This is a genomic window from Devosia enhydra, from assembly GCF_900119845.1.
In the GTDB taxonomy this organism is placed as follows: domain Bacteria; phylum Pseudomonadota; class Alphaproteobacteria; order Rhizobiales; family Devosiaceae; genus FPKU01.
Genome location: NZ_FPKU01000001.1, coordinates 1,212,988 through 1,227,520, shown reverse-complemented (window position 1 = coordinate 1,227,520; position 14,533 = coordinate 1,212,988). Strand labels below are relative to the sequence as shown.

Below are 14,533 nucleotides of genomic sequence, written 5' to 3'. Positions count from 1 at the left end.
CGGGGCGGGATCAGCCTCAGATCGGCTTGATCAGCGCATGGCGCTTCTTGCCGACCGAGAGCTTGATGACGCCTTCTGGCAGCAGGGCATTGTCGGCAAGCACCAGCTTGTCATCCTCGATCAGCGCATCATTGATGCGCACCGCGCCCGAGGCGACATGCCGCCGGGCCTCGCCATTGGAGGCCGCGAGGCCGGCCTTGACGAGCGCCGCCAGCACTCCGATGCCCGACACGAGTTCGGCATGGGTGATTTCGGCCGTGGGGAGCGAGAGATCGAGCGCGCCGGTCTCGAAGGTGGCGCGCGCCGTCTCCGCGGCTTCCTCGGCGGCGGGCCGGCCGTGCACCATTGCGGTGACTTCGGTGGCGAGGCGCTTCTTGGCCTCGTTGATGTCACCGCCAACCACGCGGGCGATCTCATCGAGGGGCAGCACGGTGAAGAGCTTCATGAAGCGCTCGACATCGGCGTCCTCGGCATTGCGCCAATACTGCCAGAAATCATAGACGCTCATCATATCGGCATTGAGCCACACCGCGCCGCCGGCGGTCTTGCCCATCTTCTGGCCCGAGGCGGTGGTGAGCAGCGGCGAGGTCAGGGCGTAGAACTGCCGGCCCAGCATGCGGTGGCCGAGGTCGATGCCGTTGACAATGTTGCCCCACTGATCCGAGCCGCCCATCTGCAACACGCAGCCATAGCGCTTGTTGAGCTCGACGAAGTCATAGGCCTGCAGGATCATGTAGTTGAATTCGAGGAAGCTCAGCGACTGCTCGCGGTCGATGCGCAGCTTGACCGAATCAAAGCTCAGCATGCGGTTGACCGAGAAGTGCTGGCCGACATCGCGCAGGAATTCGACATAGTTGAGCGCCAGGAGCCAATCGGCATTGTTGGCCATGATGGCATTGCCGCCGGTTTCCTCGAAGGCGAGGAAATTGCCGAATTTCTGCTTGATGCCCTCGATATTGGAGTGCAGCGCCTCGATGCCCAGGAGCTTGCGCGCCTCGTCCTTGAAGCTGGGGTCTCCGATCATGCCCGTGCCGCCACCCATCAGCGCGATGGGACGGTGGCCGGTGGCCTGCAGCCAGTGCAGCATCATGATCTGGGTGAGGTGGCCCACATGCAGGCTCGCCGCCGTCGGATCATAGCCGATATAGCCGGTGATGGTGCCCGATGCGGCCTGCGCATCGAGGCCCTCGGGGTCGGAGATCTGGTGGATGAAGCCGCGCTCGTCGAGCGTGCGGAGGAAATCGGATTTGAACTTGGTCATGCCTGAACCATGAAAGCCTTGTGAGGACCTCATGGCATTTCAAACCAGAGGTCGGTGCACGCGGGACCCCGTCCTTCGACAGGCTCAGGATGAGGCCCCTTCCAATGGATCGCGGTCTTGCGCCCTGGATCAGCGCCCGCCGCCGGCAGCGATCTCGGCCCGGCGGCGGTCGAGATATTCGCTGCACTTGCCGACAAGGTCCTCGACCTTGCCTTCGTAGAAATGGTTGGCACCCTCGACGATCTGCTGCTCGATGGTGATGCCCTTCTGGGTCTTGAGCTTGTCGACGAGCTTCTGCACGGCCGATGGCGGCGCCACGCGGTCCTTGTCGCCATGGATGATGAGGCCGGAAGACGGGCAGGGGGCGAGGAAGGAGAAGTCGTAAAGGTTTTCGGGCGGGGTGACCGAGATGAAGCCTTCGACCTCGGGCCGGCGCATCAGGAGCTGCATGCCGATCCAGGCGCCGAAGGAGAAGCCGGCGATCCAGCAGCCGCGGCTCTCGCGGTTGAGGGCCTGCAGCCAGTCGAGCGCAGCGGCGGCATCGGACAGCTCCCCGATGCCGTGATCGAAAGTGCCCTGCGACCGGCCGACGCCGCGCGAGTTGAAGCGCAGGACCGCAAAGCCGCGCTGCGCGAACATATAAAAGAGATGGTACACGATCTGGTTGTTCATCGTGCCGCCGAACTCGGGATGCGGATGCAGCACGATGGCGATGGGGGCGTTGGGCTCCTTGCCGGGCTGGTACCGGCCTTCGAGGCGTCCATCGGGACCGTTGAAGATCACTTCGGGCATGCTGCTCAATTCCTTCGGGCCGCGACGCCCCTGTCCGACCCGGCGTCGGCACGGAGCCGACGGCTTGACGAATGGGCCGCCGCTCCATAAAACAAGGGGCGAAAAATCAGTTTAGAATTATTCGAAACTGGTTCCGCGCTGTCGGTTGACGAAAAATGCGCCAAGTTTGGCGCGTCTGGCCCCTTTTAGAGAAAGTGGCCGTCGAATTTCAAGAAGTGTTTCGGTCAGCCGGCGCCGTCCCTCTCGCTCGGTGCCGGGATGAAGTGGGGAGTGGCACGCTCCCGGAACAGGGCGATGAGCGGCTTGCTGCGCTATCTCGATCACAATGCCTCCGCCCCGCTTCTGCCCGAAGCGCGCGACGCGATGCTCGAGGCGCTGTCGCTCGTCGGCAATCCGTCATCGGTGCACGCCCATGGACGGGCGCAGCGGGCCCTGCTCGAGGCGGCGCGGGATGCGGTTGCCGCTCTTGCGGGCGCGCGTCGGCAGGAGGTGGTGTTCACCGGATCGGCGACCGAAGCGATCGCGCAGGCCGTGATCGGGGGCGCACGCGCCTTCGGCGTCCATCGTCTCGTCGTGGGGGCCGGAGAGCATGCAGCGGTGCATGCGGCCGTCGCGGCCACGGGCCTGCCGGTGACGACGATGGGCCTTGATGCTTTTGGCGTGCTGCGCATCGAGGATCTCGTGGCGGCGCTCGCTGCCGCCGATGCGGCCGGCGAGACGCTGCTGGTCTGTGTACAGGCCGCCAACAATGAAACCGGCGTCATCCAGCCAATGGCCGAGATCGAGCGCAGGGTCGGGCCGACGCGGCATGTGCTGTTTGTCGATGCGGTGCAGGCTTTCGGGCGCGTGCCCCTCGACTTCGGCGCCAGCGCTACCGATATGATGGCCGTGAGCGGACACAAGATCGGGGCGCCGGCGGGTATCGGCGCGCTGCTCGTCAAATCGCATTGCGACGGCGTCCGGCTGATCCCGGGCGGCGGGCAGGAGCAGGGTCGGCGCGGCGGCACCGAGGCGGTGGCGCTGATCGCGGCCTTCGGTGCGGCAGCCAAGGCCTTCCCCGGCCGCCATGGCGCGGCGGGGCTCGAGGCTCTGGGCGAGCGGCTCGAATGCGGCATCATGGCGCTCGCGCCCGATGCCGTGATCTTCGGGCAGGGGGCGCCGCGTAATCTGGGCGTCGTGAATTTTGCCGTGCCCGGCGTGGCGAGCAGCGTTGCGATGATGGGCCTTGACCTTGCGGGCGTTTCCGTATCCTCAGGGTCGGCCTGCTCCTCGGGCAAGGTGGCGCCCAGCCATGTGCTTGCCGCCATGGGCATCGGGCGGGATATCGCCGGCTCGGCCCTGCGGGTGAGCCTGGGATGGTCTTCGACGCAGGATGACGTCGATGCCTTCCTCAATGCATTCGAACAGGTTCTGGCGCGCCACAGGCAGCGCCGCGGCCGAGCAGCTTAGGACAGGAAGATGGCCCAGTACGACATCCCGACCCTCAAGGAAAACATCGACCGGGAAACCGTCGACCAGGTTCTCGCGCTCGACGTGGACAAGTACAAATACGGCTTCGAGACCGAGATCGAGTCCGAGCGTGCGCCCATCGGGCTCAGCGAGGACACGGTGCGCTTCATCTCGGCCAAGAAGAACGAGCCCGCCTGGATGCTCGACTGGCGGCTCGAGGCCTATCGGCGCTGGCTGACCATGACGGAGCCGACCTGGGCGCGGGTGCACTACCCCAAGCTCGATTTCCAGGACATGTATTTTTACGCCGCGCCCAAGAAGAGCCAGGCGCCCAAGAGCCTCGACGAGGTCGACCCGGCGCTGCTCGAAATGTACGAAAAGCTCGGCGTGCCGCTCAAGGAGCGGGCCATTCTCGCAGGGGTCGAGGGTGCGCAGGTCGCCGTGGACGCGGTGATGGATTCGGTTTCGGTGGTCACCACCTTCCGCGCCGAACTGGCCAAGCAGGGCATCATCTTCTGCTCGATCTCGGAGGCGGTGCGCGAACACCCCGAGCTCGTGCAGAAATATCTCGGCTCGGTCGTGCCGGTGACGGACAATTATTACGCGACGCTGAATTCGGCGGTCTTCACCGACGGATCGTTCGTCTACATCCCCAAGGGCGTGCGCTGCCCGATGGAGCTCTCAACCTATTTCCGCATCAACGAGAAAAAGACCGGCCAGTTCGAGCGCACGCTGATCATCGCCGAGGAAGGCTCCTATGTGAGCTATCTCGAGGGCTGCACCGCCCCGATGCGCGACGAGAACCAGCTGCATGCCGCAGTGGTCGAACTCGTGGCGCTCGACGATGCCGAGATCAAGTACTCGACGGTGCAAAACTGGTATCCGGGCGACAAGGACGGCAAGGGCGGCATCTATAATTTCGTCACCAAGCGTGGCGATTGCCGTGGCGCGCGCTCCAAGATTTCCTGGACGCAGGTGGAAACCGGCTCGGCCATCACCTGGAAATATCCCAGCTGTATCCTGCGCGGCGACGAGAGCCGCGGCGAGTTCTACTCCATCGCCATCTCGAACGGCTATCAGCAGGTCGATAGCGGCACCAAGATGATCCATCTGGGCAAGAACACCACGAGCCGGATCATCTCCAAGGGCATCGCGGCGGGCTTTTCCGACAACACCTATCGCGGGCAGGTTTCGGCCCATGCCAAGGCGAAGGGCGCGCGAAATTTCACCCAGTGCGACAGCCTGCTGATCGGCGACAAGTGCGGCGCGCACACCGTGCCCTATATCGAAAGCCGCAACGGCACGGCCGTTTTCGAGCACGAGGCGACAACCTCCAAGATCTCGGACGACCAGATGTTCTATTGCCAGCAGCGCGGGCTTTCCGAGGAGGAAGCGGTGGCGCTGATCGTCAATGGCTTCGTGCGCGACGTGCTGCAGCACCTGCCGATGGAATTCATGGTGGAAACCCAGAAGCTGATCTCGATCAGCCTCGAAGGCAGCGTCGGCTGACCGCTGGAGCCTAAGTGACCGCGCCATGACCAAGCCCGTGATCAACATCGCTGACCTGTCCATGCGCGCCGTGGGCAAGGGCCGCCGCTTTGCGGGGTCTGCCGGGCGCATCGGCGGACTTGTCGGCATGGAGCAGCTTGGCGCCCAGTATCTGGTGGTGCCGCCGGGCAAGGCGGCCTATCCCCGCCACAGCCACCGCACAAACGAGGAGATGTTCATCATCCTCGAAGGCGCGGGCGAGTATCAGCTGGGCGACGATATCTGGCCGGTGCAGGCGGGCGACGTGATCGCGGCTCCGGCCGGCGGCGTCGAGACGGCCCACCAGCTGCGCAATACCTCGGGTGCGGATCTGCGCTATCTCGCCATCTCGACGCGCAACGACCCCGACATCATGGACTATCCCGACAGCGGGAAATTTGCGGTGTCTGCCGGAGTGCCCCGCGGGGGCAGCATGCAGGCCGCCGCATTCTTTTACATCGGACGCAAGGACAGCGCCGTCGACTATTGGGACGGCGAGGATACTGGAGAAGACACATGACCACGCCCATGCTGGAAATTCGCAACCTGCATGTCCGCATCGAGGAGCGGGAGATCCTCAAGGGCGTGAACCTTATCGTGCCGCGTGGAGAGGTGCATGCCATCATGGGCCGCAACGGCTCGGGCAAGTCCACACTCTCCTATGTGCTGGCCGGCAAGGAGGACTATGAGGTCACCGAGGGCGAAGTGCTGCTCGACGGGCAGAACATCCTCGAGATGGAGGCCGACGAGCGCGCCGCAGCCGGGCTGTTCCTCGCCTTCCAGTATCCCATCGAGATCCCCGGCGTCGCCACCATGACCTTCCTCAAGGCGGCCATGAACGCCCAGCGCAAGGCGCGTGGGGAGGGCGAGATTTCGACGCCCGATTTCATGCGCGCGGTCAAGGAAGCGGGCGCCGCGCTGCGCATCGACAGCGATATGCTCAAGCGCGCCCTCAATGTCGGGTTCTCGGGCGGCGAGAAGAAGCGTGCCGAAGTGCTGCAGATGGCGCTGCTTCGCCCCAAGATGTGCGTGCTCGACGAAACCGATTCCGGCCTCGATATCGATGCGCTGCAGGTGGTTTCGCATGGTGTAAACGCGCTGCGCGACGGCGAGCGGGCCATGCTGGTGATCACCCATTACCAGCGGCTGCTCAACCACATCGTGCCCGATGTGGTGCATGTGTTCTCGGACGGCCGGATCGTCGAGAGCGGCGACAAGTCGCTGGCCCTCGAGCTCGAAGCCAAGGGCTATGCGGGCTTTGACGAGACCAAGGCGGCTTGAGGCGGGAATGACCATGCATGTGCCCGTAAGGCTCGGCCCGGCCGAGACCGTTCTCATCGAGCAGCTGAAAGCGGCCGGCGCCACCGCCGAGGCCGAGCGGCTGGCCGGTTCGGGCCTGCCCACTCGGCGGGTCGAGAGCTACCATTACACCGATTTGAAGACGCTGCTGCGCAGCGTGCCGGCCATCGCCAAGGCTGCGACGGGCACCGGCCCGGCCGCCTTCGAGGTTCCAGGCAGCTTCCGGGTGATGATCGTCAATGGCGAAATCCAGAACACGGGCACTGCGCCGGCAGGCGTGATCCTCGGCCATTCCGAGGGCTCGGCGCTCTCGGCGCGCGACGATGTGCTGGTTCGCCTCAATGGCGCGCTGGTCGATCGCAGCCTGTCGCTGACGCTCGAGGGCAGCGTCGATCCGGTGATCCATATCGACCGGCGCAGCGAGGGCGGAGCGGGCCACACGCTGTCTTCGGTCAAGGTCTATGTCGCCGATGGCGCCAGCGCCACGATCGTCGAGAGCTATTCGGGCTCGGACGCCGCCCATGTCGCCAATCACGCGACCTATGTTGCGCTCGGCAAGGGCGCCCGGCTGACGCATGTGACGATCGACCGGTCGAGCCGCAAGGCAGCCCATTTCGCCACCAACGAATATCGCCTCGCCGAGGCCGCCCAGCTGCGCACCCTTGCCATCCATGCCGGGGCAGGGCTCGCACGGACACACCTCTTTCCCTATTACGAGGGCGCGGGCGCCTATGGCGAAATCACGGGGCTCAACCTCGTGGCAGATGGCCAGCATGCCGACATCACGATGGATGCGACCCATGCGGTGCCGCACACATCGTCCAAGCCTTTGTTCAAGACCATCGCGCGCGGGCGCAGCAAATCTGTGATCCAGGGCCGGCTGGTGGTGGCGCGCGATGCGCAGAAGACCGACGCCAAGTTCATGGCGCAGGGGCTGATGCTGTCGGACGAAGCAGAGATTCTGTCCAAGCCCGAGCTCGAAATCTATGCCGATGACGTGGTGTGCGGCCATGGATCGACCTGCGGCCAGCTCGACGAGGATTCGCTTTTCTACCTGATGAGCCGCGGCATTCCGAAGGCCGAGGCCGAGACCATGCTGGTGCGCGCCTTCCTCGCCGAACTGCTGGACGGCATCGAGGATGCCGAACTCAACGAAGCGCTGCAGGCGGTGATCGACAGCTGGCCGCTGGGCAACTGACGTGATGGCACCTTCGCCTCTCCGGCCATCGGAGGGGTGAAGAACGGAACTGGACCCATGACTTTCGATCTTGCAAGCGTCCGCGCCGATTTCCCGATCCTCTCGGAGGTAATCCACGGCAATCGGCTGGTCTATCTCGACAGCGGCGCATCGGCGCAAAAGCCGGTGCAGGTGCTCGATCGCATGGACCATGCCTTCCGGCACGAATATGCCAATGTGCATCGTGGCCTGCATACGCTCGCCAACCGCGCCACCGAAGCCTATGAGGGCGGGCGCGAGCGGGTGCGGCGGTTTCTAGGCGCCGGCAGCCTCGACGAGATCATTTTCACCAAATCCACCACCGAGGCCATCAACCTCGTGGCGCAGAGTTTTCTGGGGCCGACGATCGGGGAGGGCGACGAGATCGTGCTCTCGATCCTCGAGCACCATTCCAATATCGTGCCTTGGCATTTCCACCGCGAGCGCAAGGGCGCGGTGATCCGCTGGGTCGATGTTGCCGACGATGGCAGCTTCAGCCTCGATGCGTTCGCGGCGAGCCTCTCCTCGCGCACGCGCATGGTGGCCATCACGCAGATGTCGAATGTCACCGGCACCATCCTGCCGATCGCCGAGATCGTCGAGATGGCGCATGCGCGGGGCATCCCGGTGCTCGTCGATGGCAGTCAGGGCGTCGTGCACCAGACGGTCGACGTCAGGGCGCTCGATGTCGATTTCTACGTGATGACCGGCCACAAGCTCTACGGGCCGACCGGCATCGGCGTGCTCTACGGCAAGCGCGATCTGTTGGCCCGCATGCAGCCCTATCAGGGTGGCGGCGAGATGATCGACACGGTGACGCGCGAGGGCGTGACCTATAACGAGCCGCCGCACCGGTTCGAGGCCGGTACGCCGCCCATCGTGCAGGCCATCGGGCTGGGAGCGGCCATCGACTATGTCGAGGCGATCGGACGCGATGCGATTGCGGCGCACGAGGCCGAGGTCACCGCCTATGGCACCGAACGCCTGCGGCGGATCAACGACCTGCGGCTGATCGGCGATGCTCCGGGCAAGGGCGGCATTTTCTCGTTCGAGATGCGTGGCGCCCATGCCCATGATGTGGCGACGATCCTTGATCGCTACGGCATCGCGGTGCGCGCCGGCACCCATTGCGCCATGCCGCTGCTGCAAAGGTTTGGCGTTACCTCTACCTGCCGCGCGTCGCTCGGCCTATATAGCGGCAAGGACGATATCGATGCGCTGGTCGAAGGCATCGAAAAGGCGCGCCGTTTCTTCAGCTAGGTCTTGATCATGACAGAAGACATCTCCGAAAGCGCAGCGGCAGCCGATGGCGTCCGTATCACGCCCAGCGTCGCCGCCTCGATCCCGGCGGGGGATGTGGAGCGCATCACCGCCGACCTGATCGCGGCGCTCAAGACCGTCTACGATCCCGAAATTCCCGTCGACATCTACGAGCTTGGCCTCATTTACAAGGTCGATCTCGACGATGACCGCAACCTGACCATCGACATGACGCTGACCGCGCCGGGCTGCCCGGTGGCCGGCGAAATGCCGGGCTGGGTGGAAAATGCGGCGCGCAACGTCGAGGGCATCCAGGACGTTACGGTCAACATGGTGTTCGATCCGCCATGGGATGCGAGCCGCATGTCCGAAGAGGCGCAGGTCGCTCTCAACTGGTGGTAATCTGACGCTGGATGTCCTATATATCGTCTTATGACGATGAAAGGTGCCGCATGAAGATCATGTCGCTGACCGAAGCCGCCGCCGAGCGGGTTCGCGAGATCATGGCCGATTCCGACAAGCCGGTGACCGGGGTGCGCGTCGGCGTCAAGAATGCCGGCTGTGCGGGCATGGCCTATACCATGACCTATGTGGCCGAGCCGGTGCCAGGCGACGACCACGTCGCCGACAGGGGTGTCAATGTCTATATCGAACCCAAGGCGACGCTGTTCCTTCTGGGAACAGTGATGGATTTCGAGGAAACGCTGCTGACCTCGGGCTTCACCTTCAAGAATCCCAACCAGACGGGATCGTGCGGGTGCGGGGAAAGCGTGCACCTCAAGGCCGCGGACCTCAAATCGCTGAGCGAAGCGCGCGCCAGCGCCTGAGGCTTCAGGCCGCTGCGGTATCGCGCAGCTGCAGCTCGATTTCCGAATAGACGCGGTTTCTGCCCGCATGCTTGGCGGCGTAGAGGCAGCGGTCGGCGCGCTCGATCAGCGTGCCGGCACTCTCCCCGACATGGAAGCTCGCAACCCCGAGCGAAGCGGTGATGCGCCCAAGCTTTTCGTTGGTGGAGCGCTTGAGCAGCTCCTTGGACTGGATCGCGCGCCGGATATTGTCGGCCACGATGCGCGCGCCGTCGAGATCGGTCTGGGGCAGGATGGCGACGAACTCCTCGCCACCATAACGGGCCGCCATGTCGCGACCCTTGATGTTGGATTTGAGCGTCATGGCGACGAGGCGCAGCACCTGATCGCCGGTCTGGTGGCCCCAGGTATCGTTGAAGCGCTTGAAGTGATCGATATCGAGCAGCAGCAGGCTGAGCTGGTGCCCGTTGCCGGCCGCATCCTGCATCGCATGGATCAGGCCTTCGTCGAAGGTGCGGCGATTGGCGATGCGGGTGAGGGGATCGAGCATCGAATCTCGGCGGACCTCGTCGAGATCGCGCTGGAGGTCGGCGATGTCCTGGCGCGAGGCTTCGAGCTTGGTCTCGAGCTGCTCGTTGGCCTGCTGCATGGCATGGGTCTCATCGAGCAGGCGTTGCGCCAGGGCTCGCAGGCTGCCGGCATCGCCTGCGCCATCGAGATCCGAGCTCGCGGTTTCGAGCGTGCCGGAATAGGCGCTGGCGGAGGCCATGGCGGTATCGATGGCATCATGCACCGCCTCGAGCCGCCGCGACATGCGCTCGGAGACGCTGCTGATGCGCTCGTTGGTATCCTGCGCCTTGAGGAACTCGTCATAAAGCCGTTGGGCCAGTTCGGACGAGGCGCCGCCTTCGCGAAAGATGGCGTTGACGCGCGAATTCAGCTCCGGATTGACCCCGGTGGAATAGGTGTAGAACAGCTCGTAGAATTGCGGATAGGGCGGGATGGAGCCGCGCTTGAGCAGATCCAGCGCGGCATTGCCATAGCCCAGTGCTCTTCGGAATTCCTGTTCAGACACGCAAGCCCCACACTCACAGCTGACGACGCGGTGCGGATCATCGGCCCTGGGCGCTTAACGGCCGGTAAATCCCTCAGTAAAACAACGGGGATTTCTGCATAAAATGCGCGATGTTTCTGCGGCCCGCGCAAGCGCGCCGCAGCAAACTCAATTGATGCGCGAAGACCGCAACAAGAAGGCCGGCACGGGACTGTCAGGACCAAATCCCACGGGGCCGTCAGCGTCGTCGATGTCTTGAGAGCGGGCGCGCCTCGGCCGTTCGCCGCGGCGCTCCTTCTCGGGGGCCGGGGCGGCAGCTGCCGGCCGCTCTGCAGGACGGCGACGCGGTTCCGCAGCCGGCTTTTCGGCCTCGGGGCGAGCCTCGCTCGCGGCGCGGCGCGCGGGAGGTTCGGCCGTTTCATTGTCGGAGGTGCGACCACGACGCGCGCGACCGCGACGACCCCGCGGCGCAAGCGCATTCTCTTCGCTTCCGTCTTCGCCGCGCGACGGCGCAGGCGCCTGCGCCTCACCACCGGCATCGGCGAGCGGAATATCGCGCTGGATCAGCTTCTGGATGGCATCGATATACTTGCCATCGGAGGGGCCCATCAGCGTGATCGACACGCCCGAGCGCCCGGCCCGGCCCGTGCGACCGATGCGATGGACATAGTCCTCGGCATGGGTAGGCGCGTCGAAGTTGAAGACGTGGCTCACGGCCGGAATATCGAGCCCGCGCGCGGCGACGTCGCTGGCGACCAGCAGGGTCAGCCTGTCGGCCTTGAAGGCGTCGAGCGTCTCCATCCGGCTCTTCTGGTCCATGTCGCCATGCAGCGCACCGGCCGAAAAGCCATGGCGCTCGAGCGAACGGGCGAGGGTGGCCACGTCGCGCTTGCGATTGCAGAAGATGATGGCGTTGGTGAGCCCGCTCTCGGCGCGGATCAGGCGCCGCAGCGTCTCGCGCTTTTCGTCGGGCTTGCCGGAGACCTTCACCAGGCGCTGCTCGATGGTTTCGGCCGTGGAATTCTGCCGCGCCACTTCGAGGCGAACCGGATCGCGGAGGAACCGGCTGGTCAGCTTCTGGATCTCGGGCGGCATGGTGGCCGAGAAGAACAGCGTCTGCCGGCGCGCCGGCAGGAGCCCGCAAATGCGCTCGATATCGGGAATGAAGCCCATGTCGAGCATGCGGTCGGCCTCGTCGATGACGAGAATATCGACGCCGGTCAACAGGATGCGCCCGCGCTCGAACTGGTCGAGCATGCGGCCGGGCGTGGCGATCAGCACGTCGGCGCCGCGATCAAGCACGCGATTCTGATCTTCGAACGACACGCCGCCGATCAGCAGGGCAACCGACAGCTTGTGGTTCTTGCCGTATTTCTCGAAATTCTCATGCACCTGCGCGGCGAGTTCGCGCGTCGGTTCGAGAATGAGGGTGCGGGGCATGCGCGCACGGGCGCGGCCGCTTTCGAGCAGGGTCAGCATGGGCAGCACAAAGCTGGCCGTCTTGCCCGTACCGGTCTGCGCGATGCCGATTATGTCCCTCTTCTGAAGGACATGCGGGATGGCCTGGGCCTGAATTTCGGTGGGCTTGGTATATCCGGCGGCGGCAACTGCTTCTGTCACCTTGTCGGAGAGGCCGAGCCCCGAGAAGTCACTGGTCAAATTCTTTGTCCAAGCAAGGGCGGGTGAAATGGCGGCATGAGCGCGTGGCCGAGCCTGCCGAGGGGTCTATACCCTTGACCGACGCGGAACATAGCCGAAACCCCTTGTGAGTCAACGGCATTCGGCCGCAATTGCGGCAATCTCGGGCCTCTGGGGCCGATTCCCCTGCTTCAGACGTCCAGATCGGTCACGAAGGCAGCATTGGCCTGGATGAAATCGAACCGCGCTTCCGGCTTGTTGCCCATCAGGCGATCGACGGTGAGGCGCGTTTCGTCGCGATCATCGACGATGCGCACCTGCAAGAGCGTGCGGGTGCGCGGATCCATGGTGGTTTCGCGCAGATGCGCGTGCGGCATCTCGCCGAGGCCCTTGAAGCGGGTGATGTCCGGTTTGCCGCGACCCGAAAATTCGGTTTCGAGCAACTCGTCGCGATGGGCGTCGTCCCGCGCATAGAGCGTCTTGCCGCCCTGGGTGATGCGGTAGAGCGGGGGCAGCGCCAGGAACAGATGGCCGTTCTCGATGAGCTTGGGCATCTCCTGGTAGAAGAAGGTCATCAGCAGCGTCGCGATATGGGCGCCATCGACATCGGCGTCGGTCATCAGGATGACCTTGTCGTAGCGCAGATCATCCTCGCGATAGCGATCGCGCGTGCCGCAGCCCAGCGCCTGGATGAGGTCGGAAATCGCCTGGCTCGCCTGGACCTTGTCGCGGCTGGCGCCGGCGACGTTGAGGATCTTGCCGCGCAGCGGCAGAACCGCCTGGCTGGCGCGGGCGCGGGCCTGCTTGGCGCTGCCGCCCGCCGAATCGCCCTCGACGATGAAGATCTCGGCGCCCTGCGCCGCCGTCTGCGTGCAATCGGCCAGCTTGCCGGGCAGGCGCAGCTTGCGCGTGGCGCTCTGGCGGTCGACTTCCTTTTCCTTGCGGCGGCGCAGCCGCTCCTCGGCGCGCTCGATGCTCCAGTCGAGAAGCTTGCTGGCCTGTGCGGGCGAGGCCGCGAGCCAGTGGTCGAACGCGTCCTTGAGGGCGGTATCGACGATACGGGTCGCCTCGGGGGAGGATAGCTTGTCCTTGGTCTGCCCGACGAATTCGGGCTCGCGCACGAATACCGAGAGCATGGCGCTGCAGTGGCCCAGCACGTCCTCGGCCGTCAGGGCAGAAGCGCGCTTGTTGCCGGTGAGATCAGCGTAATTGCGCAGCCCGCGCAACAGCGCGACGCGCAGGCCGCTCTCATGGGTTCCGCCCTCGGCCGTGGGGACGGTGTTGCAGTAGGAGTTGACGAAGCCATCGCCGAGGCACCAGGCAATCGCCCATTCGGTAGCGCCGTGACTGCCCGGCTTGCCGGAGCGGCCCGAGAAGATTTCGTCGGTGATGCGGGGCTCGCCGGCGATCCGGTCCTCAAGAAAATCCTTGAGACCGCCGGGATAATGGAAGCTCTGCTTTTCCGGCACTTCGCTGGTGGCCAGCGATGCATCGCACGACCAGCGCAGCTCGACGCCGCCGAAGAGATAGGCCTTGGCCCGCGTCATGCGGAAAAGGCGGGCAGCGGAGAACTGGGCCTTGTCCCGGAAGATTTCGGGGTCGGGATGGAAGCGGGTGCTGGTGCCGCGCCGATTGTTGACGCGGCCGACGGTTTCGACCGCCGTCACCGGCTTGCCGCGCTGGAAGCGCTGGCGATAGAGCATCTGGTCGCGCGCCACCTCGACGACGAGATCATCCGACAGCGCATTGACCACCGAGACGCCGACGCCATGCAGGCCGCCGGAGGTTTCGTAGGCCTTGGAATCGAATTTGCCCCCGGCATGCAGCGTGGTCATGATGATTTCGAGGGTCGAGCGCCCGGGGAATTTCGGGTGGTTCTCGACGGGAATGCCGCGGCCGTTATCGGTGACGGTCAGATAGCCATCCTCGCCGAAATGCACCTCGATCCGCGTGGCGTGGCCGGCAATGGCCTCGTCCATCGAATTGTCGATCACCTCGGCGAAGAGGTGATGCAGCGCATTGCTGTCGGTGCCCCCGATATACATGCCCGGGCGGCGGCGCACGGGCTCGAGGCCTTCGAGCACCTCGATATCGGCTGCCGAATAGGTGTGGGCTGCCGCGGCGGCCGGCTGCTGGGCGCGGGATCGCGGCTGGGGGGCAGGAGTCGGCGATCCTGACGGAGTGCGCGCCGTTTCCGCTGCCGGATCCATCGCTGCTCCAAACAGATCGTG

At 64.8% G+C, this 14,533-nt stretch carries 13 protein-coding genes; 8 read left to right on the top strand and 5 right to left on the bottom strand.

Annotated features, from left to right (window positions below; genetic code table 11):
• Positions 1 to 16 precede the first annotated feature (16 nt).
• On the bottom strand, positions 17 to 1,261 hold the full coding sequence (gene tyrS / locus BT183_RS06010; RefSeq protein ID WP_072339897.1) for a tyrosine--tRNA ligase: 1,245 nt from the start codon (positions 1,259 to 1,261) through the stop codon (positions 17 to 19).
• A gap of 129 nt (positions 1,262 to 1,390) precedes the next feature.
• Positions 1,391 to 2,053 carry an alpha/beta hydrolase gene (locus BT183_RS06005; RefSeq protein ID WP_072339896.1) on the bottom strand — a complete coding sequence of 221 codons (663 nt, stop codon included), beginning with the start codon at positions 2,051 to 2,053 and terminating at the stop codon, positions 1,391 to 1,393.
• 294 nt (positions 2,054 to 2,347) lie between these two features.
• Here BT183_RS06005 and BT183_RS06000 point away from each other — a divergent pair, with 294 nt between their 5' ends.
• From BT183_RS06000 to BT183_RS05965, 8 genes are read left to right on the top strand one after another with little or no spacing between them, the layout of a single operon-like run.
• Positions 2,348 to 3,502, top strand: coding sequence for a cysteine desulfurase family protein (locus BT183_RS06000; RefSeq protein ID WP_072339893.1), 1,155 nt, complete (start codon positions 2,348 to 2,350; stop codon positions 3,500 to 3,502).
• A gap of 9 nt (positions 3,503 to 3,511) precedes the next feature.
• Positions 3,512 to 5,011, top strand: a complete 1,500-nt coding sequence (gene sufB, locus BT183_RS05995) for a Fe-S cluster assembly protein SufB (protein WP_072339891.1) — start codon at positions 3,512 to 3,514, stop codon at positions 5,009 to 5,011.
• Positions 5,012 to 5,036: 25 nt separating this feature from the next.
• A complete protein-coding gene (locus BT183_RS05990; RefSeq protein ID WP_072339889.1) occupies positions 5,037 to 5,549 on the top strand; it encodes a cupin domain-containing protein in 513 nt (170 codons plus the stop codon).
• Between the two features lie 8 nt (positions 5,550 to 5,557).
• Positions 5,558 to 6,310 carry a Fe-S cluster assembly ATPase SufC gene (gene sufC / locus BT183_RS05985; protein ID WP_072341612.1) on the top strand — a complete coding sequence of 251 codons (753 nt, stop codon included), beginning with the start codon at positions 5,558 to 5,560 and terminating at the stop codon, positions 6,308 to 6,310.
• Positions 6,311 to 6,317: 7 nt separating this feature from the next.
• Entirely contained in the window at positions 6,318 to 7,526 is a 1,209-nt protein-coding gene (sufD, locus tag BT183_RS05980) for a Fe-S cluster assembly protein SufD (protein ID WP_072339887.1), read from the top strand.
• Between the two features lie 57 nt (positions 7,527 to 7,583).
• Positions 7,584 to 8,804: a cysteine desulfurase gene (locus BT183_RS05975; RefSeq protein ID WP_072339885.1), complete on the top strand. Its 1,221-nt coding sequence runs from the start codon at positions 7,584 to 7,586 to the stop codon at positions 8,802 to 8,804.
• Positions 8,805 to 8,813: 9 nt separating this feature from the next.
• Positions 8,814 to 9,206: an SUF system Fe-S cluster assembly protein gene (locus BT183_RS05970; protein ID WP_072339884.1), complete on the top strand. Its 393-nt coding sequence runs from the start codon at positions 8,814 to 8,816 to the stop codon at positions 9,204 to 9,206.
• Between the two features lie 59 nt (positions 9,207 to 9,265).
• On the top strand, positions 9,266 to 9,631 hold the full coding sequence (locus BT183_RS05965) for a HesB/IscA family protein (protein ID WP_084603401.1): 366 nt from the start codon (positions 9,266 to 9,268) through the stop codon (positions 9,629 to 9,631).
• 4 nt (positions 9,632 to 9,635) lie between these two features.
• On the opposite strand, the gene BT183_RS05960 is transcribed toward BT183_RS05965, so the two are convergent.
• The 3 genes from BT183_RS05960 to parE form a co-directional block, all read right to left on the bottom strand.
• Positions 9,636 to 10,685: a GGDEF domain-containing protein gene (locus BT183_RS05960; RefSeq protein ID WP_072339880.1), complete on the bottom strand. Its 1,050-nt coding sequence runs from the start codon at positions 10,683 to 10,685 to the stop codon at positions 9,636 to 9,638.
• Between the two features lie 147 nt (positions 10,686 to 10,832).
• Positions 10,833 to 12,323, bottom strand: coding sequence for a DEAD/DEAH box helicase (locus BT183_RS05955; protein ID WP_072339878.1), 1,491 nt, complete (start codon positions 12,321 to 12,323; stop codon positions 10,833 to 10,835).
• A 170-nt stretch (positions 12,324 to 12,493) separates the two neighbouring features.
• The gene (parE, locus tag BT183_RS05950; protein ID WP_072339876.1) at positions 12,494 to 14,512 is read right to left on the bottom strand and encodes a DNA topoisomerase IV subunit B; all 2,019 of its coding nucleotides are present in this window, start codon (positions 14,510 to 14,512) and stop codon (positions 12,494 to 12,496) included.
• Between the last annotated feature and the right edge of the window lie 21 nt (positions 14,513 to 14,533).